Annotated in this window: 16 protein-coding genes; 12 read left to right on the top strand and 4 right to left on the bottom strand. The window is 49.1% G+C overall.

Going from position 1 to position 21,985, the window contains the following annotated elements; all coding sequences use genetic code 11:
• The first annotated feature begins 265 nt into the window (after nucleotides 1-265).
• Entirely contained in the window at nucleotides 266-1,999 is a 1,734-nt protein-coding gene (locus M1D71_RS27020) for a glutamine--tRNA ligase/YqeY domain fusion protein (protein ID WP_458124373.1), read from the top strand.
• Between the two features lie 472 nt (nucleotides 2,000-2,471).
• On the opposite strand, the gene M1D71_RS27015 is transcribed toward M1D71_RS27020, so the two are convergent.
• Entirely contained in the window at nucleotides 2,472-3,665 is a 1,194-nt protein-coding gene (locus M1D71_RS27015; RefSeq protein ID WP_145324519.1) for an MFS transporter, read from the bottom strand.
• A 162-nt stretch (nucleotides 3,666-3,827) separates the two neighbouring features.
• Between M1D71_RS27015 and mobA the strand changes: the two genes are divergently transcribed.
• Entirely contained in the window at nucleotides 3,828-4,457 is a 630-nt protein-coding gene (gene mobA / locus M1D71_RS27010; RefSeq protein WP_458124372.1) for a molybdenum cofactor guanylyltransferase, read from the top strand.
• Here mobA and M1D71_RS27005 read toward each other — a convergent pair.
• A complete protein-coding gene (locus M1D71_RS27005; RefSeq protein ID WP_458124371.1) occupies nucleotides 4,427-5,398 on the bottom strand; it encodes an AraC family transcriptional regulator in 972 nt (323 codons plus the stop codon). The genes mobA and M1D71_RS27005 overlap by 31 nt on opposite strands.
• A 243-nt stretch (nucleotides 5,399-5,641) precedes the next feature.
• On the opposite strand from M1D71_RS27005, the gene M1D71_RS27000 reads away from it, so the two are divergent.
• The 6 genes from M1D71_RS27000 to M1D71_RS26975 all read left to right on the top strand — a co-directional run bounded on the left by M1D71_RS27000 (nucleotide 5,642) and on the right by M1D71_RS26975 (nucleotide 14,169).
• On the top strand, nucleotides 5,642-7,645 hold the full coding sequence (locus M1D71_RS27000) for a beta-galactosidase (RefSeq protein ID WP_458124370.1): 2,004 nt from the start codon (nucleotides 5,642-5,644) through the stop codon (nucleotides 7,643-7,645).
• Between the two features lie 309 nt (nucleotides 7,646-7,954).
• A complete protein-coding gene (locus tag M1D71_RS26995; protein WP_458124369.1) occupies nucleotides 7,955-9,745 on the top strand; it encodes a sensor histidine kinase in 1,791 nt (596 codons plus the stop codon).
• Nucleotides 9,742-10,851: a response regulator transcription factor gene (locus M1D71_RS26990; RefSeq protein WP_458124368.1), complete on the top strand. Its 1,110-nt coding sequence runs from the start codon at nucleotides 9,742-9,744 to the stop codon at nucleotides 10,849-10,851. Before M1D71_RS26995 ends, M1D71_RS26990 begins: the two co-directional genes overlap by 4 nt.
• 147 nt (nucleotides 10,852-10,998) lie before the next feature.
• A complete protein-coding gene (locus tag M1D71_RS26985) occupies nucleotides 10,999-12,279 on the top strand; it encodes an ABC transporter substrate-binding protein (protein ID WP_458124367.1) in 1,281 nt (426 codons plus the stop codon).
• Nucleotides 12,280-12,460: 181 nt separating this feature from the next.
• On the top strand, nucleotides 12,461-13,345 hold the full coding sequence (locus M1D71_RS26980; RefSeq protein WP_145324507.1) for a carbohydrate ABC transporter permease: 885 nt from the start codon (nucleotides 12,461-12,463) through the stop codon (nucleotides 13,343-13,345).
• Entirely contained in the window at nucleotides 13,342-14,169 is an 828-nt protein-coding gene (locus M1D71_RS26975; RefSeq protein ID WP_017691892.1) for a carbohydrate ABC transporter permease, read from the top strand. Before M1D71_RS26980 ends, M1D71_RS26975 begins: the two co-directional genes overlap by 4 nt.
• Before the next feature lie 410 nt (nucleotides 14,170-14,579).
• Here the strand turns inward: M1D71_RS26975 and moaA are convergent, their stop codons facing one another.
• Complete coding sequence (gene moaA, locus M1D71_RS26970; RefSeq protein WP_458124366.1) at nucleotides 14,580-15,581, bottom strand: GTP 3',8-cyclase MoaA; 1,002 nt, start codon at nucleotides 15,579-15,581, stop codon at nucleotides 14,580-14,582.
• A 119-nt stretch (nucleotides 15,582-15,700) separates the two neighbouring features.
• Complete coding sequence (locus M1D71_RS26965; RefSeq protein WP_458124365.1) at nucleotides 15,701-17,926, bottom strand: methyl-accepting chemotaxis protein; 2,226 nt, start codon at nucleotides 17,924-17,926, stop codon at nucleotides 15,701-15,703.
• A gap of 364 nt (nucleotides 17,927-18,290) precedes the next feature.
• Here M1D71_RS26965 and M1D71_RS26960 point away from each other — a divergent pair, with 364 nt between their 5' ends.
• From M1D71_RS26960 to M1D71_RS26945, 4 genes are all read left to right on the top strand, one after another.
• The gene (locus M1D71_RS26960; protein ID WP_458124364.1) at nucleotides 18,291-19,115 is read left to right on the top strand and encodes an ABC transporter ATP-binding protein; all 825 of its coding nucleotides are present in this window, start codon (nucleotides 18,291-18,293) and stop codon (nucleotides 19,113-19,115) included.
• Nucleotides 19,096-19,908 (top strand): ABC transporter permease, encoded by an 813-nt coding sequence (locus M1D71_RS26955; protein ID WP_458124363.1) that lies wholly within the window; start codon nucleotides 19,096-19,098, stop codon nucleotides 19,906-19,908. Before M1D71_RS26960 ends, M1D71_RS26955 begins: the two co-directional genes overlap by 20 nt.
• Entirely contained in the window at nucleotides 19,905-20,843 is a 939-nt protein-coding gene (locus tag M1D71_RS26950; RefSeq protein ID WP_458124362.1) for an ABC transporter permease, read from the top strand. Before M1D71_RS26955 ends, M1D71_RS26950 begins: the two co-directional genes overlap by 4 nt.
• A 75-nt stretch (nucleotides 20,844-20,918) precedes the next feature.
• Entirely contained in the window at nucleotides 20,919-21,983 is a 1,065-nt protein-coding gene (locus M1D71_RS26945; protein ID WP_458124361.1) for an ABC transporter substrate-binding protein, read from the top strand.
• The last annotated feature ends 2 nt before the right edge of the window (nucleotides 21,984-21,985 follow it).

Genomic DNA, 21,985 nt, shown 5'->3' with positions numbered 1-21,985 from the left:
ACTGAGAATCCAACTTTTTGAACACGCACTTTTACTATCATGCTACATGATTCGAGCGAACCCGTCAAAATGGTTTTGGGCCTATTTATGCAAGGCTGATCCTGACTTTGGGCCGTTCTTTATTGAACTCCTCCCCCGTTAAAGGTATATTTAAATGAAACGCGTACGAAACTTTCCAAGAAAACAGTTTTTTTTCAGGAAATGACTTCGTTATAAAGGAATTATAGCCGGAATTGCTGCAATTCCCGAAAGCTCCAATCAATTCATGAAAGGTTTGATACCTGTGGACAATCGTACAACCCCACCTAACTTTATCAAAAATATTATTACCGAAGATCTCCGGTCAGGGAAAGTCCAGGAAGTTATTACACGTTTTCCTCCGGAACCGAACGGTTATCTGCATATCGGCCATGCCAAGGCGATCTGGATTAACTTTACACTGGGCGGCGAATTTGGCGGCAAAACAAATCTGCGCTTTGATGACACGAACCCGGTCAAGGAAGATGTAGAATACGTTCAATCGATTCAGGAAGACGTAAAATGGCTCGGATACGAGTGGAACGAGAAACGTTTTGCCTCGGATTATTTTGATGAGATGTACAAACGTGCTGTCTTGTTGATTGAAAAAGGAAAAGCCTACATCGACGACCAAAGCGCCGACGAAATCCGTGAAATGCGCGGAACGCTGACGGAGCCGGGCAAGAACAGCCCGTACCGTGATCGTTCGGTGGAAGAGAATCTTGACCTGTTCACACGTATGCGTGCAGGCGAATTCAAGAACGGGGAGAAAGTGCTGCGTGCCAAGATCGATATGTCTGCACCGAATATCAACCTGCGCGATCCGGTTATTTACCGGATTTCACATGCACATCACCATAACACGGGCGACAAATGGTGCATCTATCCGATGTACGCCTTCGCTCACCCGCTCGAAGATGCAATTGAAGGTGTAACGCATTCCCTCTGTTCCCTGGAGTTTGAGGATCAACGCCCGTTCTACGATTGGGTTATCGCTGAATGTGAGATGGAGAGTAAGCCGCGTCAATACGAATTTGGCCGCCTGAATCTGTCCCAGATGGTGACAAGCAAGCGGAAGTTGAAACTTCTCGTGGATGAAGGTCATGTCGATGGATGGGATGATCCACGTATGCCGACAATTTCGGGTCTGCGCCGCCGGGGATATACACCTGAAGCCATTCGTGATTTCGTATTTGAGACAGGCATTTCGAAGAGCCAAGGGGTTATCGACCTGCAAACGCTGGAGCACTTTGTACGTGAAGATTTGAAACTGAAGGCTCCGCGCACGATGGCTGTCCTGCACCCGCTCAAAGTGGTCATTACCAACTATCCTGAAGGACAAGTGGAATGGCTTGAAGCAGAGAACAATGTGGAGAACCCGGAGATGGGCAATCGCCAAATTCCGTTCTCCCGTGAGATTTACATTGAACAAGACGATTTCATGGAGAATCCGCCGAACAAATATTTCCGTTTGTTCCCTGGCAACGAAGTTCGTCTGAAACATGCATACTTCATCAAATGTAACGATGTGATCAAGGATGCAGAAGGCAATGTAACTGAGATTCATTGTACCTATGATGTAGAGACGAAGAGCGGCAGTGGCTTCACAGGCCGTAAAGTGAAAGGTACGATCCACTGGGTAGAAGCGACTCAAGCGGTACCTGCTGAATTCCGTCTGTATGAGCCATTGATCTTGGATGAAGCACCAGAGGCAGAGGTGGAAGTGGCAGTAGCTGGGGCTGAAACTGAGGTTGGGGAAGAGCAACCGGAGAAAACGTTCCTGGATCAATTGAACCCGAACTCCCTTGAGATTGTGAATGGGTATGTGGAACAAGAGATGAAGGAAGCGAATGCTCAGGATAAATTCCAATTCTTCCGTCACGGTTACTTCAGTGTAGATCCAAAACATTCCGAGCCAGGACGCCCCGTATTTAACCGGGTCGTATCCCTGAAAAGCTCGTTCCAACTGCCAAAGGCATAAGGCCGATGGATAAACTTAAAGTCTGTTCATCAGAGTGCTGGTAAGCAGCCAAGTTATAAGTTAAAGGAAGGGCATCCTTCGTCATGATCATGGCGAAGGATGCCCTTTTGTTTTTCTGGATATAGTCAGGTTCAATCTATTATGCAGAATAACGTGGCTGAGGTTCTTTAGCTTTGGAATTTCGTGAAATTTTTGCAAATAAGGCGTCTAAGGTTCGTTAGGAGCAACAAACCTTAGACGCCTTTCTCTTTACTGCACCTATTCCTAATCTTTTGTTTGAATGTTTGAATATTTTATTTACACCATAACGGAGAGGACAGAACAAAGCTAGAGAAGCGAAGCGTTCGCCTTTATCACCGGATTTTACCCTTTGAAAAGGGAATCAAAAAAATCCGGGGATAACAGCGATCGAAAGATTGTTCTGTCATCGGAGTGCTCCAGTGGAAATCTTTCAACTTTTTCAAACAAATGATTATCTGTCCTCATCCATATTGCCCATCTCCGTCAACACAACTGGCTGATAGCCGTTACGTCGATTCGACAACCACATGATGCCGAATCCGACCGCGCCGATGAGCGAGAAGAATACGCCGATGCTATACATGATTTCCGCACCGAAGCTCTGGAACAACCAGCCACCGAACAGACCGGCAATGACGCCGGAGAGACCGCCCCAGGCCATCGTGTAGACAGCTTGACCGGAGGAACGGTAAGGTCTTGGGATAAACAGCATGGTCAGTTGAGTACCCACATAGAAGTATCCACCGAACGTAATGGAGTGCATCAGCTGAATGAATACAATCTCCAGCGGATTGTTAGCCAGTGCCATGAGCTGCCAGCGAAGTGCAAACAGCACACTGATGAGGATAAGGGATGCCAGGAGTATGCTCATTTTGCGTTTGAGTAAGCGGTCCAGCAGCAGAAATACACCGACTTCGAGAATGGAAGAGGTGAAGATGGCCCAACCCACCATCTGTTTGTCACCACCCATCTCTACGATATATAGCGACATAAATGTGCTGTTCATCGCATTGGGCACCGACACGAGTACACCCAGGCCGATAAATGTCATAAAATACGGATTGAACATGACTTTGCCAAACCGCCGAAAAGTAACCACAGGTGTATCCGAAGCGATAGGCTGTCTGGGCAGAAATACGGATAATACAAAGGCGATAACAATCATGCACGCAAATATAATGGATACACTGCCGATGCCAAAACGGTCAATAACCGGTCCGGCAGCGACGGCAGTCAGTGCCCAACCGAGTGAACCCCAGAGCCGGAATGCCCCGAATTTTTGGGTCGTACCATCGATATATCCGAGAATTAGACTGTTCGTTTGAGCGAATAATGGACTTTGAAAAAAATAAAAGAAGATCATGGCTACATAGATCCATGTATAACTGGGCGCATAGAACACACCCTGGGCGAGCACAAATGTGCCTCCCATCATAATCATCAGAATGATGCGAATATTGCGAGATTTATCGCTCCAGAAGCCCCAGAACGGGTTGGCGAACAAAGATACAAAGGGGCCAATCGCCATCAGACTACCAATCTCCAGTTTGGTCATGCCAATCTCTTGCAGGTAGAGCTGCAGGAATCCGGCAAAGATCGAGATGGCTCCATATATGAAAAAGTTATATAGTTTCAGAGAAACCAATGAGGGATTGCCTCTCGAAGGTACAGGTCTGTCCAATTAAGCCATTCCTTTCAAATGCATATTGTTCAATGTATCATTTGTTGAAAGGGGATTCAATGCATAGCGAACGTTTTCAAATTGATGCAACCAAACACACATCGTGATCGGAGGGAGGATAACAACATGAACACGAGGGAATTCACAGGCATCATATTGGCAGGAGGGTTATCCAGCCGCATGGGGGCCAACAAGGCTATGCTGGAACTGAACGGTTCTGTTGTACTGCAACATGTGACGAAGGCCATGAGACCCGCCGTATCGCGTATCATCGTGGCTGCCGGACCCAACATGACAACTTACGGTGAAATGGGCTACGAATGCGTTCAGGATCACTATCCTGGAAAGGGGCCACTCGCTGGCCTTCATGCGGCACTGGAAGCTTCCAATACAGAATGGAATCTGGTCTGCGCTTGCGATATGCCGCTTCTGCAAACGTCCTTTTTGGATGGGATAAAAAAGCTGGCCGAATCGGCTGACTCTTATTCTGCTATCGTTCCGCGTGTGGATGGACGTGTCCATCCGCTTGCAGGTGCTTATCACAAGCGAGTGCTCCCTGATCTGGAGCAGCGCCTGATGCAGGGGCATCTTCGAGTCATGCAATGGCTTGAAGAGATTGGTTGCCGCTATGTCGAAGCGGAAGAACTTGAGAGAGCAGGCGTTCATCAACTAGCAATGCAAATGAGTAATATGAACACGCCGGAAGCATACGAGCATATTCGCAATCAGGATTCTGGACTCGATTCAGATCTGTAGGATACAGGATCGCCTGATGCGTCTGCATGATGATTGCGGTATTGCAGCGGACTTTGGCCTGTCCAGCGCTTGAATTGTCTGCTGAAGTGAGACAGATGGGTATATCCGAGTTTCCACGCAATTTCCCCGAGCGACAGCTCTGGCTGTTCGATCAGCACTTTGGCTTCCTGCAACTTCAGGCTGGACAGGTAGGCCCTGGGTGATCGCCCGTACACCTTGCGAAAGACCTGCAGACCATATCCCGGGCTGATGCCAAACGAGGATATAATCTGCTCGACTTTGACCGTGGACACACTGTCTTCCTTGATTCGAAGCTGGGCATGGAATGCCTGCTTAATCGCTTCCGCAATAGCTCCCGCATAATGCATGGCTGTTGGGGCTGGTGTGTGTGAAGCAGCAACGGAATTGGCGGACTCCGGTTCATTGTCAGCGGCTTGGGACAACAGGGCGAACAGTTCAAACATGCGTGCCTGCATGATCATTTTATCGGTGGACGTGTAGGCTTCAGATACGTTAATCATGCCCATCCAGCTCTCCAGCACAGCACGTATCTTCCTATTATCGGCTGTACCTGCAGCGTAGATTCGGCTATGCTGTGATATCAACTTCAGGGTGAAGACAGGATCATCCACATTAAAATGAGCACTGAAATAAGTCATGCCGTCCGTGGATACACATTGATTCGTATGTTTGAACCCGGGCGGAATGAGGAGAATGGAACCTTCCTCCACGGTATAGGTATAACCATGAATCACACTTTTCTGGGTGCCTTCAATAATCAACATGATCTCAAATCCCGGATGTGATTCCTCTGGCATTGCCCATCCATATGGAACTTCTTGGCTGTGCGCACCATAGAATTTGATGTTACAGTCGATAATAGGCAGCCAGTGGGCCAACGTATGGTGAGGCATTTCTCGGAGCTGTGATCGGATATCCATAACATTCACCTCGGAAAAGGGTAAAAACAACTCGCCTTGTACAATCGGCACCCGTAGTATACTTCATTATAATCAGTTTAACGCGAGCATGGATAATCCATGGGACTCATCAGCGTAGTGGTTACTGAACAATCCAAGTTTTTCAACCGCTAATAATGTAAACGCTACCATTATGGATTGGATTATGTCAACTCATATGCAACGCAAGAGAACTACATTTCCCGACAAAAAGGAGATTAAATGATGGATAAATTATTGTATGGCGTAGCCTACTATGATGAATATATGCCTTACGAAAGATTGGACAAGGATATTCAGATGATGAAGGATGCAGGCATCAATGTGGTCCGTATTGCAGAATCCACCTGGAGTACCCATGAACCGCAGAATGGTGTATTTGACTTTTCTTCTGTAGATCGTGTGCTGGATGCCATGCATGAGGCGGGGATTCAGGTCATCGTTGGCACACCAACGTATGCTGTTCCAACGTGGATGGTGAAGGAACATCCGGACGTGCTGGCTACCACCTCACAGGGACCTGGCAAATACGGCGCAAGACAGATCATGGACATTACACATCCAACTTATCTATTCTATGCCGAGCGAATCATCCGCAAGCTGATCTCTCGGGTAAGTACACATCCAGCGGTAATCGGTTATCAGACAGATAACGAGACGAAGCATTACAATACAGCCGGAGATAATGTGCAACTGCAATTCGTCAAATATATGCGTAACAAGTTTAGTTCTCTGGATGAGCTTAACAGGGAATTTGGCCTCGATTACTGGAGCAATCGGATCAATAGCTGGGAGGACTTCCCGTCTGTTGTAGGAACGATCAACGGCAGTCTGGGGGCTGAATTTGCCAAGTTCCAGCGACAGCTGGTAACCAACTTTTTGGCTTGGCAAGTGGGGATTGTGAATGAATACAAACAGGCAGGACAGTTTGTTACCCAGAACTTTGACTTCGATTGGCGTGGATATTCCTACGGCATTCAAGGGGATGTGGATCATTTTGCCGCATCGAAACCTTTTGACATCACCAGTGTGGACATCTACCATCCTTCCCAGGATGATCTGACCGGCATTGAGATTTCATTCGGCGGGGATGTGGCGCGTTCCACCAAACAATCGAACTATCTTGTACTGGAGACCGAAGCGCAGGCGTTCTGGCATTGGGTTCCTTACCCGGGCCAGTTGCGTCTACAGGCATTCAGTCATCTGGCATCAGGAGCGAACATGGTCGCCTACTGGCACTGGCATTCGTTGCACAATTCGTTTGAGACCTATTGGAAAGGACTGCTCAGTCATGACTTTGAACCGAATCGGGTGTACAACGAAGCGAAGACGATTGGCAGGGATTTTGCAAGACTGAGTCCGAAGCTCGTCAATCTGAAGAAAAAGAATCGAGTGGCTGTGCTGTTCAGCAATGAGGCACTGACATCGATCAAGTGGTTTGGTTTTAACTTCACCAGTGACAAGAACTACAATGACGTGGTGCGCTGGATGTACGATGAGTTGTACAAGATGAACATGGGCTGTGACCTCATCGATCCATCTGTTGAGAGTTATGCGGAGTATGATGTGCTCGTTGTACCTGCTCTGTATGCTGCTTCGGATGCATTGCTGGAAAAATTGAATCAATTCGTAGAGGATGGCGGACATATCGTCTACTCGTTCAAAAGCGGATTTGCGAATGAGCATATCAAGGTACGCTCTACTCGCCAGCCCGGCCTGATCAGTGAGGCATGCGGGATCAGCTATAACCTTTTTGTAGAGCCCAAACATGTGTCACTGCGCGATGATCCATTCGGGGTTGGTGAGGAGCAGAACCAGATTCATACCTGGATGGAGCTGATTACGCCGACAACGGCTGAAGTACTCGCTTGGTATGATCATCCACATTGGGGTGAATATGCGGCAATCACTCAGAATGCCTATGGAAAAGGCAAAGCAACCTATGTTGGCTGTTACACCAGTTCTGCCGTGATCCGTAAAGTGTTGGAGCGTGTCATGAAGGAAGCGGGTGTATGGGGAGCTCATCAGGAGCTGGCTTTTCCCATCATTGTGAAGACAGGTGTGAACGATCAAGGGAACACGATTCGCTACTATTTCAATTATGCGGATGAGGCAACTTCCTTCGTGAATGCTTATGGGGAAGGGACTGAGCTACTGGCAGGAACCCCGATTGCTGCGGTAGAGAAGATCGAACTGGAGCCATGGGGCATACGGATCATTGAACAATAATAGAAAATAATAAATATAGGTATATAAGTTGAATTTAACATGTACACGTTAACGGAGAGGGCAGAAATAACCTGAGGAAGCGGAGCGTTCGCCTTTATCACTGGATTTTTCCCTTAGAAAAGGGAATCAAAAAAATCCGGTGATAACAGCGATCAGAAGGTTGTTCTGACCGCGTAGTGATCTCGTGTAACCATTCATTCTATTGTATAACGTGATATTTTAACATTTCCAAACGAATATAAAGACCAAAGCGCCCTCGGCTTCCATGCTGGGGCGTTTGTCTTATTTTAGCTCAGGAGTGGATGCGCTATGTTTACCGAATGTTATCGGAAGCTGACAGATCCTTTTAAACGCAGCATTCGCAATAAATTGATCCTTACCATGACACTGCTGGCCGTTCTGCCCGTCATTGCCATGACCGCCATGGCAGCCGAGAATACCCGCTCTTCCATGGAAGAGGAGATTATGGAGACCAACCGGGCCAATATGAACTGGGCCTCTATCTATCTAGGTGAACAGTTCGCCCGCATGAACAATATTATTTATTCGATTCAGATCAGTGACGAATTGCATCAATATCTGGCGTTGAACCAGGAAGCACCGGCAGCCAGTCGATTCGATGAACAGAAGGCCGTGTTCAATATGCTGAACAGTGTATACTATTCCGCTGGCAATTATGTATTTGGCGTTGAACTGTACCTGAAAGAATTGGACACCCTGTTCACCTTCAACTCCATGGATTCTCGCATCAAGGCAGTATCGGAAATTCCGGAAGGGTATCATGAGCTTTTCGCACAACATAAAGATTTTACGATTATCAATGATCCGGACGATCCGCAAAAGTTTCACATGACCCGCAGCATGAACCGCTTCGAGGATCAGGCACAGATCGGTGCCATCAGTCTGGAGGTCAAGTGGGCTGAGTTCAATCAGACGCTGGAGCTGCTGGATAGCCGTGGAGACTATGCGGTATACATTGCTGACAGCGCGGGCAGTCCAGTCTATCAGCCGAACCAAGAGATTCAGCCGTCTGCGGAAGCACTGGAGAAATTGGCAAGCACGAAAGAAAGTTCTGGCTTCATCCGCACGCCCAAGGAATACGTGTTCTTTCATTCGATTGAGCCGTCAGGACTTCGTGTGATCAAGATTGTACCTGCCCATGTCGTTAACGAAAGTGCTTTGGACACGATGAAATACGGACTGGTCGTGGGTGGCCTGGCCACCGTCATATCTGTGGGATTAGCTGTGCTGGTGGCCTGGCGTACATCGAAGCCCATTGTCAGACTGGCGAATTCCATGAAGGGTATCCAGCTGATCAAGGGCAGGGAAGTGGTACGAAGCGGCCGGGTAGATGAGATTGGCCTGCTGGAGAAAAATCTGCACGGCATGGCAAGTCGTATTCGGGAACATATTCGTGACAACTACCTGATGAATCTGGAGAAGCAGACGGCCGAACTCAAAGCATTGCAATCCCAGATCCATCCGCATTTTCTGCAAAATACGCTGCAGATGATTGGCGGCATGGTCTACTCGCAAAAACCGGCAGACAGTTACAAGGTCATTCGAGCCTTGAGCGAGATGTTTCGTTATATTGTGCGAGCGCCGGATGGGCTTGTGCCCCTGCAGTCTGAACTGGACCAGCTGGAGCATTATATGCTGATTCAGAAGCAGCGTTTTGCCGGGAGGCTTGAATATACACTGGAGATCACCGGGGAACTTCGGGAATGTTATATTCCCAAGTTGTCTCTGCAGCCGATTGTGGAGAACGCATTTTTACATGGATTGGAGAAGAAGCAGGGTGAGTGGAAACTGGGCATTGAGGTCGTCTGCGAATCCAAAGATGTAACCATTCGAATTCATGATAATGGCGTGGGTATGGATGTTGAGAAACTAGCGGAGATGCAGTCCAGACTGGAGCGGCTTACCTGGGAGGCGGATCGGGTGTGGAGTTCAGGCACGAGTATTGGACTGGTCAATGCAGCTTCACGAATGGTGATGCATTTTGGACCTGAATACGGGATGAGCATGGAAAGTGAATACGGACAGGGGACAAGCGTTACAGTACGAATCCCCTGCAACACAGGAGGCGAAGCCTTGTGAACAAAGAAATGTACAGAGTGCTGCTGGTAGATGATGAACCGTGGAACCGGGATATTCTGCGCAACCTTGGAGATTGGAGTGAGCTCGGCATGACCGTTTCAGGTGAAGCAGAGGATGGCGAGCAGGCCATAGAACTGGTCAAGCAGCATCAGCCTCACATTATCATTACGGACATGCGTATGCCCGGCACAGATGGTGTGGAGCTGCTACAGACGCTGAGCGGACAATACCCACAGATCAAGGTCATCGTGGTGAGCGGGTATGATGACTTCAATTATGCCAAACATGCGATCCGACATCGGGCTGCTGATTATCTGCTTAAACCGGTGAATCCGGATGAACTGAATGGTGTGCTTGCCAAATGTGCAAAAGAATTGGAAAAGGTTGAATCTGCGCCTGAATCATGGGAGTCGTATCCCTCTGCGTTTGCTGGTGATTTTTCTTTGTTTCAGCAGCAGGCTCGCCTGCGGTTTAATGACCTGAACGTTCAGAGTCTGAGGGAATGGTTCCAGCAATTACAGCAGAAGCTGGAACGATGCGAGATTAACAGACCCCGGCAGCTCGGGCGGGTGGCTTATGAATTACAGGCTTTGCTGGATGAGTTGTGCGTCTCCAACGGCTTGTACGAGCGGCCAGTGGGAACAGCGCTGCCGCCTGTGGCTGCACTGACATCCATATCTGCTGCAGTGGAGCGGATATCCGCGCCTTACTATCAGGCTTTGGAGCAGCTGATTGCGCAGCGCAAGTTCAAAAACAAGCTAAACCTGAATGAGGTGAAGCAGTACATTGAGCAGCATTGTATGGAGATGATTACGCTGGAGCAGCTCGCCCAGATCTTTTTTGTCAGCAAGGAATATCTCAGCAAGGTCTTCAAGAAAGAGTATGAGGTGAATGTGACCGACTATGTTGTCCAGTTACGCATGACGCGAGCGAAGGAATGGGTGATGGATGAACAGATTCCGTTCAAGCATATTGCCGAGATGGCGGGTTATGAAGACGTGTCCTACTTCTATCGGGTGTTCAAGAAGCATTTCGGAGTTTCACCGGGGGAGATGCGGAAGGGACAACCTCGTATGTCAGGCAATTCAGGCAGTAGCACGGAATGAGTCGTTCGAAGGAGCATTTTCGGCTGGATTAAGGTTTAAAATAATCCAATACATGAGTCTAATTTTGTCCAATGAAGCGCTTTCATCCTCTGGTATATAATGAGCCTATGAAAGACAAACCAGTTACACACCGGGAGGTCATAAGAGATGAAAGTATGGAAAAGCGTAGCAAGTGCGGTACTGGTCAGTGTTCTGCTCGCAGGTTGCGGCTCCAATGCAGGAACGGACAATGGGCAGGAAGAATCGGCATCAGGCAGCACGGTGTCACTCAAAGTATTCGTTGCACAACCTCGGCTGAAAGAACATTACGATAAATATATAGAACAGTTCAAAGCCAAGGAGAAAGCGGAGAAAAACATTGAAGTGAACGTGCAACTGGAGATGCCACCAGCGGACAATGCACCTCAGATTCTGAAGACCCGACTCGCCTCCAATGATGCACCGGATGTGTTCGCCCTGCATGCGGTCAATGAGATTCCACCGTTCAGCAAAGCGGGTTATCTGGAAGACCTGTCGGGTCAACCTTTTGTCGATAAATTGCTGGATTCGGTTAAACCTTCCGTAACGGATGCGGAGGGCAAAGTCGTGGCTGTTCCACTGGAAACGTTATCATGGGGTTATCTGTACAATAAAGATATTTTCGAAGAACAAGGGCTGGAAGTACCAACGACGTTAACGGAAATGATAGCGGTCGTGGAGAAACTGAAAGCAGCTAACATCACACCGTTTGAACTGTCCTACAAAGAATCCTGGATTCCGCAATTATTCCTGCCACTCACTGTGGGGGCATTGACCCAATCAGAGCACAAAGACTTCGTCGACAAGATGAATCAGAATCAGGGCTCCTTCTCGGATATGAAAGCATTGTTCGATATCTTCGATCTGGTCAATGCGAATGGAACGGACAAAGCGCTGGAAGTGGGCGGAGATGATGGTTCAGCAGCCTTCGCTTCAGGAAGCGCCGCGATGTGGATTCAGGGACCATGGTTTGCCGAAACCATCCTGAAGTCCAACCCGGACTTGAACTTCGGTGTAGCACCCATGCCGATCAATGACAATCCGGATGATACCAAAATCAATCTGAGTACCTCTACTTCACTGGCAGTATCGTCATCTAGCAAAAACAAAGAAGTGGCACTCGATTTCGTGAACTACATTCTTGATGACAAGGATTCAAGCGCATTCTTCGAAGCACTCAAGTTCAATCCGGTTGCCAAGATCCATGATTTCAAGAGCTTCCCGTGGGTAGACGATGCCCAGAAATATGTGAGTGAAGGTAAAGCCTATCAGGACCCATCCATCCCTCAAGCGGTGAAAGACGAGTCAGGCAAAGCGTTGCAAGGCTACTACTCTGGGCAATTAAATCAACAGCAGGTAATCGATGCGCTCGACAAGGCGTGGAAATCCTACAACAAAGTCAACAAGTAAGGAGCTGCGAGGAATGTAGTACCTGCTTTTGTTGGCAAATTCTCAACGGTTTTGAGAGTTTAGTCAACAAATTAGCGGTACTTTATTTCGTCGCAGTCTCCAAGCAGATGATACGGCAGGCAGAACGTTCTTCGTTCCCTCGTTTACAATCATCCGCTTCGAGTGAAAAGGGGGAGAACCTATGGCTACGAATGTGTTCAAGAAGTATCTGTCATTGCTCGCGTTCACTGCGCCTGCCTTTGTCATCTATGCGATTTTCCTGCTGTACCCTACGTTTAGCGGCATGTTCTATAGCCTGACGGATTGGAACGGGCTCAATCGGGATTACAGCTTTATCGGTCTGGGCAACTTTGTGGAGTTGTTCAAAGAAGACCCCGACTTCCTGAACTCCCTGTGGTTCACGATGAAATATGTAATATTTATGCTGATTCTGCAAAATGGAATTGCCTTGCTGCTCGCCGTGTTGATTGAGTCACGGACGCGCAGCAAGGGGCTCTTTCGGACCCTGTTCTTCATGCCTAACATGATTAGTACGATCATCAGTGCCTTCATGTGGACATTCATCTTCTCTCAGGTGCTGCCACAGCTCGCACAGAAACTGGCCTTTTCGTTCCTGGACCAGCAATGGCTGGGTGATCCGAAGTTTTCATTTTACTCCATTCTGATCGTATCGCTCTGGAACGGTGTAGGTTATATGATGATCATCTATCTGGCTGCTCTCCAGGGTGTGCCGAAAAGTCTCAAGGAAGCGGCTGTTATTGATGGGGCCAACGCATTCCAGGTGCTGCGCAATGTAGTGTTGCCGATGATTACTCATGCCGTGACCATCTGTTTCTTCCTGACGCTGAACGGAGCATTCAAAGTGTTCGAGGTGGTGTATGGACTGACTGGTGGTGGACCGGGCCGGGCCACGCAGGTTATCACGATGAACATCTATGAAGAAGCGTTCTCCAACAACTTCAGATACGGCTATGCGAGTGCCAAATCAGTTGTGCTGTTCATCATCGTACTCATCTTTACACTCATCCAGATCACCGTCATGAAGAAGAAAGAGGTGGAAGCATGAGGATGCAACGACTGAACAGTTATCTGATTCGACTGCTGCTGATTCTGGGCTCTCTCGTCGCCATGCTGCCGATCTACATGGCGGTGGTGAACTCTTTCAAAACACAGGGTGAGATGTTCCAGTCCTTTATCGCGCTGCCGACAACGCTTCACTGGGAGAATTACTCGGACGCGTTTAACAAAATCAATCTGCTGGGCAGTTCGATGAACTCGGCAATTGTATCCTTTCTGGGGATCGGGGGAATCGTCTTTTGTGCCTCACTGGCGGGATACAAGCTGTCACGTACTTCCGGCCGTTTGAGCAACCTGATCTTCTTCCTGTTTGTTGCGTCCATGCTGGTGCCGTTCCACTCAATCATGATTCCACTGACACGGGTGGCCAAAGGCATGGGTGTACAGGGAAGCACGTACGGATTGGCCCTGATCTATATCGGACTTGGTGTGAACATGGCAATCTTCCTCTATCACGGGTTTGTGAAGTCCATTCCGCGTGAATTGGAGGAATCGGCTCAGATGGACGGATGTAATGAGTTCCAGACGTTCTTCCAGATTATCTTCCCGCTCTTGCTTCCGATCACAGTCACCATCGCGATCCTGGACTTCCTGTGGATCTGGAATGACTTCTTGTTGCCACTGCTCATGTTGACCGATGTGAATCGCTATACGCTGATTCTGTCCACGAACATGCTGTTTGGTGAATATAACAAGGAATGGCCGTTGATTCTGTCCTCCCTGGTACTGACTGCGATTCCGGTTATTCTAATCTACGCGTTCTTCCAGAAGTTCATCATGGAGGGCATTGCGGAGGGTGCTGTAAAGGGGTAAAACATTCGAAAGAATCCCTCAGCTTCATCGGTAGCTACTCGCTTTTGGTATTCGAACACACTTAGGAAACTTACGCTAATAGCCTTGATCTGAAGGACATGGTCCTTCCAGGTCAAGGCTGTTTGTTGGTTGTGAAATCAGGAACCAGCATTCGAAGTCAGGAGCCAGAATCCATGAGCCTGTGGACAGCCTCTGCGAGGCATTGTAGTCCACGCTCCATCTCATCGGGGGAAATGGATTCTTTTAGAAATTTATAAAATATGACAAAAAAGCAGGCAAGAACATCATGTTTTCGTCTGCTTTGGTTACTATCTTATCCTTGTGCAACGCTCTATTTCACGTTTCCCGCAATGAATGCTGATTCACGTAAAGGTATACAATGCCAGCGTACATCATCCATGAAACACGTGTTATCCGCCAATCTGGGACATGCGCCGTACCGTCGGCGTGTGCGATTGCATTTTTTGTTCCAGAGCCAGAGCCATCTCGTGATTCTTGGGTTTCGTACCCAGCGCTTTGAGGAAGAGCGCCGCCATGGCATCCGGGTCATCCACGAAGCGGCGAACATTATACTCATCCGACCAGTAGAGGCAGGCTTTGATATGTCCGTCAGCTGTCAGCCGAAGTCGGTTGCAATTGTCACAGAAGTGATCGCTCACGGGATGAATCAATCCGAATGTGCCTTCGGAGCCCACAATTTTCATATTGCGTGATGGGCCGTTTCCCGCTGGGCCTGCTGTATTTTCAACCGCCCAACCCGCCTCAGTACATACATCCGTGACGGCCTCCAGCGGCAAATAGGATTTGCGCCATGAATCCGAAGCCTGTCCAATCGGCATATATTCAATAAAACGCACATGAAGAGGCTGATCAATGGTCATTGCAATAAAGTCCTTGATTTCATCATCGTTAATGCCCTTCATCAGCACGACATTCAGCTTGATGGGAGCGAGACCAGCGGCTGTTGCAGCCTCAATGCCTTTCAGTACCTTGTTTACATCGCCCCCACGGGTAATCATGGAGAAACGGCTAGCTTGCAGGGAGTCCAGGCTGATGTTAATGCGGTTCAGTCCAGCGTCTTTCAATGCTTGAGCTTGTTTGTCCAGTAGAAGAGCGTTGGTAGTCAGTGCAATATCGTCGATCCCGTCAATCGCCGAGATCATGCTGACGAGCTTGTGCAGATCCTTGCGCACTAGCGGTTCGCCCCCGGTGAGCCGGACTTTGCGCATGCCCATCGGAGCAAGCACCTTCAGCACCTGCGCTATTTCTTCGTAGCTCATAATCTCATCATGTGGAGCAAACTCCATACCCTCTGCAGGCATGCAGTACACACAGCGTAAATTACAGCGGTCCGTAACAGAAATACGGATGTAGTCATGTATCCGGCCAAATGAATCCTGAAGCAATTCCATGCAGACCACCCTTTCATCGGTTCAGATTGGAAATCTTCTATTATAAATGATACGACAATTTCAAAAGGAACAGTTGCATCAAATTTTAGCTATTTCTCCAATCCGCGTCAACGATGACGTTAGATGATAGGAATTTTGTTGGGATGATTCAGATGGAATTGCCCCACAAGTTGTTGCAGAAAGACCGTAATAGCTTCCACGTTTTGCGACGAATGCTGAACCAGCAGCATATCACGGATCAGCTCCATCATCTCAGCCTCCACCTCAGCGGAAGTAGCCCGATTTTGATGGCTGATTGCAGCAATATTCTCCATCAGCATGACCACTTGATCGACCACTTGCGTGCGTTCAGGTTCTTCAGTGGTAGCATTCTGCAGAAGTTGCGAAGCGGCCTGAACCAATGTCGTTCCTTCAGCCAGCACCTGATCTCCCTCTGTGATTAATTGGGATGCAGCTCCTGCTGCAGTTGAGATTCGGTCCAGAATCTGATGGATATCTTCAGTAGAAGAGCGGGATACATCGGCCAGCTTACGGATTTCCCCCGCCACGACTGAGAACCCTTGGCCATGTTCGCCCACGCGTGCCGCTTCAATGGTAGCATTCAGAGCCAGCAGGTTGGTCTGAGCTGAAATTTCATCAATGACAGCCAGTGCACGGTAAATCTCTTTCATGGTATCCATGAAGGACAGGATGGTACGGTTGGTATCGGATACCGCTCCGGAGATTTGGGTCATTTTGTCACCGATTCGTTCTACTTCCTGCTGGGCCACACCGATCTGTTCAGTTGCAGAGGTCTCTAGTTGTTGCAGAGTTATGCGCATGTGATCGGCAGCGATCTTGGCCTGATCGAGATCTTCCAGTTGGGTGCGAATGGCCTGAATCATTGAACCAAGCTTGTGGTTCACACGCTCAGTCGTACCCTGGGTTGTCTCTGTTGAAGTTCGCATCTGATACTGATTATCCATAACGTCTACCGTGGCAAGTTGTACCTTCAGCATAATGCCTTCCAGAGAGTCAATCATGTTGTTGATCCACTTCGCGAGTTCACCTGATTCGTCTTGGGCAAAATCAGACGTATTCAGGCGCTGAGTCAGATCACCTTTGCCTTCGGCGTTGATTCTAATAAATCGGCTGATGCGGCGCAAGTCTTCATGAACTCGTCGATATTGGCTGCGATGCAGCTGTAATGAAGTGAAGAATCCGAACAGCATATTAAAAGCGGCAAGTAGTGCCGCACTCCATCCACTGCCAGTGAAGGTATACACAAGGGCGGCTCCTGCAATGCCTGACAATAACGTGAAGAGACTGTGCTGCTTGAATTGACGCCAGCCGATACTTCGTATCCGATATACTTCCTCCAGATCCCCCTCACACATCATGCCCCAACGATCAGGACAGTGTGGCAGCTGGAAGGTGATGCCTTTGCCGATGACAGAAATATGGCGGTAATCCGAGTATCCGGGAAAGGCTACAAACAGATTCGAACCATTCTGAATGGTGTTCGCTACTCCGGGGTGTAGCTCTCCGGTCGATGGATCAGTGAACATGAGTTCCAGCTCGGTATGCTCCTTCACGGAAACGATACCCCAATCGGTGGTGACACCATCTTTCAGATTTTCCCCATGTGTAAAGGTACGATCCTCGAAGCGGCTTCGGGACAAGGCGGTGCCGGGCTGCAGATAGGGCCGTAATATCGACTCAGCCATAAAGAGATAGTTGTCACCGGAATCGGGATAGATATGGCCTGATTCTCGTTGAATCAGGTCACCCAGGACATCTCCAGGAACACGGCTGCATAATGAACCGACGTATCGACCTTCCTGCACAATTGGGGTGATAAACAGCAAGGTGACATCATCGTGAAAATCGGACGAGCGTGGTCCAATATCCAACGTCAGTGGATCGGAATAAGGGCCATACAAACACTTTTTCCCATGATGATCTGCTCGGGAGTACTTCAATCCTGGTCCAATCAAAGCTTCGTGATCTTCATAGATCTGTCCAATATGTTTCTTATATGTAGAGAATACCACCTGATTCTGTTCGTTTAGCATAAATAGCTCTGTACTATCGACGGCTCGATTATAACTGGATTGAAACCATGCATCCAGCTTGCTTATATGAGATGAATTAGACACTACATCTTGGGGTCGAACTGACTGTATTTGATGAAGCAATCGATCCAGGTGATTCCATTGTTCCTCTGCCCAGTCCAACATAAGCTGCCGCCTCGTTTCGGCAATCCCCTCGAAAATCTGCTCTACATCTTCCTTCATATGTGCGTTCAATCGATACGATCGCCACAGCGGCAATCCTTTTCTCCATCCCAGCCAATCAAACATCATGACCACCCCGATTTCTGGATTCTCTATATCAATCTTTATACAAGAAAACGTACAAGAATACGAGGGGATATGTCATATTTTCCGAATATTCATTCAATAAATACAAATGAACGTACGCTATTGTTAGGTGAAATACATGTTAGCTATATTTTAAGTAAACTCACATGAATTCCTCTGAGAAACTATCTCATTTTACATTGTGTAACATGAACAGGCCCATACTCAAAACACACTGTATAATGTAATCCCCGCCCAAAGCGATATAGTATTATCTAACAAGCAAAACCTGTTACGTTCGCGTATATAAACCTCCCATTCAGCCTTGGTGTGCAATGCAAACAACTTCCCACAAAGGAGAATGCCCATGTCCTCCATATCCTCAGCTACAGTCCCCGAAGCCTGCCATATTGATGTCGATCATGTGTCCGTTGTCTTCGGCACAGGGACACAACAAGTCACTGCCTTGTCGGATGTTACATTCCAGATCCAGTCCAATGAGTTTGTCTCCCTGCTGGGCCCTTCCGGCTGTGGCAAGTCGACCTTGCTCCGGCTGGTGGGTGATCTACTTCAGCCCACCTCAGGCACCGTTCGCATTGCAGGTCAGGAGCCGGAGCGGGCCCGGCTACAGCGGCAGTTTGGCATCGTTTTCCAGACACCAGCCTTGTTCGATTGGCGCACGGTGCGTCACAATGTGGAATTGCCCTTGGAGCTGCTCGGTACTCGCCGGAAGGAGTGCCGCCGCGTTAGCGGTGAACTGCTTGAAATGGTAGGGCTAACCCGCTTCGCCGACCATTATCCATGGCAGCTCAGTGGCGGGATGCAGCAACGTGTATCCATTGCACGTGCCCTTGCGCTTGATCCGCCATTGCTGCTCATGGATGAACCCTTTTCCGCCCTGGACGAATTCACCAAAGAAAAGCTTCAATTAGAGCTGCTTGAGATCAAACGCTCGACAGGCAAGACCTTCCTCTTTGTCACACACAGCATCCCTGAAGCCGTATTTCTGTCCGATCGAATCATCGTACTCTCGGCGCATCCGGGTCAAGTACATTCCATTCATTCCGTCAACCTGCCTTCCGAACGTCATAGTGAACTAAGAGAAACAGAAGCTTTCTATCGCATGATCACGACCATTCGCAATTGCTTTTACGAGGAGCGTGATGAGTCTCATGTCCCTGCGATTCTTTAAACCGGGCTATCGCTCCTGGGTCGTCATCTGGATTATGGGCATATTGGTGTTGTGGGAAGGAGTCGCCTGGTTGCTCCAACTGTTCCTGTCACCTCAGCAGGCCGCGTCTCGCCTTCCTTATCTGCACGATGTCCTTGCAGCACTGTTTCGTTACTCGGGTACGCTGGCAGAGCAGGGGGCTGTCACCTTTGGCAATGCAGCCATTGGTTTTGCAGGGGGAACGCTGCTGGGTCTGGGGCTGGCGCTGCTCATGAGCGCAGCTGTCTGGCTGGAGCGCACGTTATCGCCATATGTAGTCTCCTCACAGATGGTTCCGGTCATTGGTCTCGCACCGATTGTGTACGGCATCATCCACAACGCAGAGTGGGCACGGATTGTTATGGCGGCGTATGTCAGCTTCTTCCCGATCATCATCCATACCTTGAAAGGATTGAAAAGTGCAGCACCAGAGCACCTGGAACTTATGCGCTCCTGTGGAGCTTCACTGACCGCGCGTTATATCAAATGTCTGCTGCCCTCAGCACTGCCCGGACTATTTTCCGGGTTGAAAATAGCTGCTCCGCTGGCGGTAACCTCCTCCATCGTTGTGGAGTTGATGGGGGCTCCCGACGGACTCGGCGTCCTGATGGTCAGTTCGTTATATTACGGCCATGCCCAAGTTGGCATGTTCTGGGCCACCATCATGCTTAGCATCGGTATTGGCCTGATCTCGTATCTGGCCATCAGTCTGGCTGAACGTTGGCTGACCCCCTGGCAGCCTGAGTTCAGGGCCAAGGGAGGTCGTGTCACATGAGTGAAGGTAGCGTGTTGAGCCGGAAAAGTGATGAAGGTGTGGCGATTGCTGCTGTAACTGGCGCGGCTACGACCCTCAATGCTTCACAGACGGCAGCTGTCCCAGGATCGGAAATTCATGGACAACGGGGACAAGCCGGAAAGGCCAGATCGGGCTCTGGCGTTCGCGGACGATCGGTTGCACTGAGTATGCTTCCTTGGGTTGCGGGTGTGTTGTTTCTCGCCCTCTGGCAGCTCAGGTTGTTTCATTGGATATTCTCGCTGGAAAGCTACCAGCTGCCTGTGCCTTCCGCGATTGCGGCATCCATACAGGAAAATGCCAATATGCTCTTTCGTTACGCGATGTACAGCGGAACCGAAATGCTGGGTGGCTTCCTGCTCGGTTCCCTGCTAGGCGCTATGGCGGCAGCGGGTGCATCGTTCTTTCCCACAAGCGGCAGGGCGGCGGTTACGGTTTTGTCTGCGCTGAACGCGGTCCCCATCGTGGCCCTTGCCCCGATTATGAACAATTGGTTCGGTGACGGGATCTGGTCCCGTATTGCTGTTGTCACGGTGATTACGATGGCAGCCATGGCTGTCAGCCTGTTCAAAGGGCTGACTTCAATTCAGCCGCAGTACAGTGATCTGCTGAGTGGCCTTGCTGCGAGCAGGATGCAGTTTTTTTGGAAGCTGAGACTGCCTCATGCCCTGCCTTCCCTCTTCGCCGGTCTAAAGATCAACATGTCGACGAGTATTATCGGGGCCATTGTGGGTGAATTTTTCATCGCCTCCCAGGGGCTCGGGTACTTGCTCTCGGATCAGATTCGACTGGCGAACATGCCTTTGGCCTGGTCCTGCATTGTCATCGCCGCCGCGCTCGGCATTGTGTTGTATGAAGCGGTTGTCCTGGCAGAAAAGCGACTCATTCCGTGGAATCGTGCACGCACAGATCAATAACGTTCATCAGGGTACCAACCATAGATCGTAATACCTGATTGAAAAATCGTATATAAACAGGGGGTTGTTCTGTACATGTACAAAACGTTGAAGCCGGGTTTGCTGTTATTGGTCCTGTTGGTTGTTACGATGCTGGGCGCATGTTCTACGAAGTCCGAGCCGGCGGCTGAGCCTGCCGCTGCGAGTTCAGGAGGGGCGGGAGAAGCAGATCAACCCTTAACCAAAGTGAAAATTCAGCTGAAATGGGTGCCGCAGGCTCAGTTTGCCGGGATCTATGCAGCGAAGGAAAAAGGCTTTTTTGCAGATGAAGGCATTGATGCCGAGATTATTCCGGGTGGTCCGGATATCGTGATTGAGCAGCAGGTGGTCAATGGCGCGGCCGATGTGGGCATTACGGGTGTAGACAGTCTGCTGGTCAGCCGGGATAACGGCCTGCCACTCGTCTCGCTCGCCCAGATCTCACAGAAGAGCAGCTATCGTTTGATTGCCAAGAAGTCCTTGGGCATTACCGATCCCGCTCAGATGAAAGGAAAGAAGGTCAGTACCTGGTTCGGCAGTCAGCAATTTCAGGTCCTCGCGTTCATGGAGAAGAATGGCCTGGACCCGAAGAAAGATATTGAACTGGTGAAGCAGGGATTCACGATGGATCAGTTTTTCAACGATCAGGTGGATGTGGCTACGGCGACGATCTATAACGAATATCACGTGGTGCTGGAAAGTGGAACGAAAGAATCCGATCTGGATGTGTTCAACATTGAAGATGCCGGTGTTGGCATGCTGGAGGATACGCTGATTGCCAAGAAGGATTGGGTAGACAGCAACCGTGAGCTTGCGGTCAAAGTGACCCGTGCCATTTTGAAAGGCTGGAACTATGCCATTGATGAACAGGATGAGACGGTGAATATCGTGATGAGTAATGTGACGGATGGCAGCACCACTCGTGAACATCAGGTAACAATGCTGGAAGAGATTGCGAAGCTGATTCGACCGGAAGGGTTTACGGAGCAGCAAGTCGGCAGTTTTGTGGATGAGTCGTTTACTCGAACAGCGGACATTGCACTGAACTATGGCCTGATCAAAAAAGCCGCCAACCTGGATGAAGCGCTGGAGAAAAGCATTTATGAAGAAGCGGTGAAATAAGT

The sequence above is a fragment of the Paenibacillus sp. Z3-2 genome (assembly GCF_054161325.1).
The sequence above is the reverse complement of the archived record's forward strand: the minus strand, read 5'-3'. Positions and strand labels throughout refer to the sequence as shown.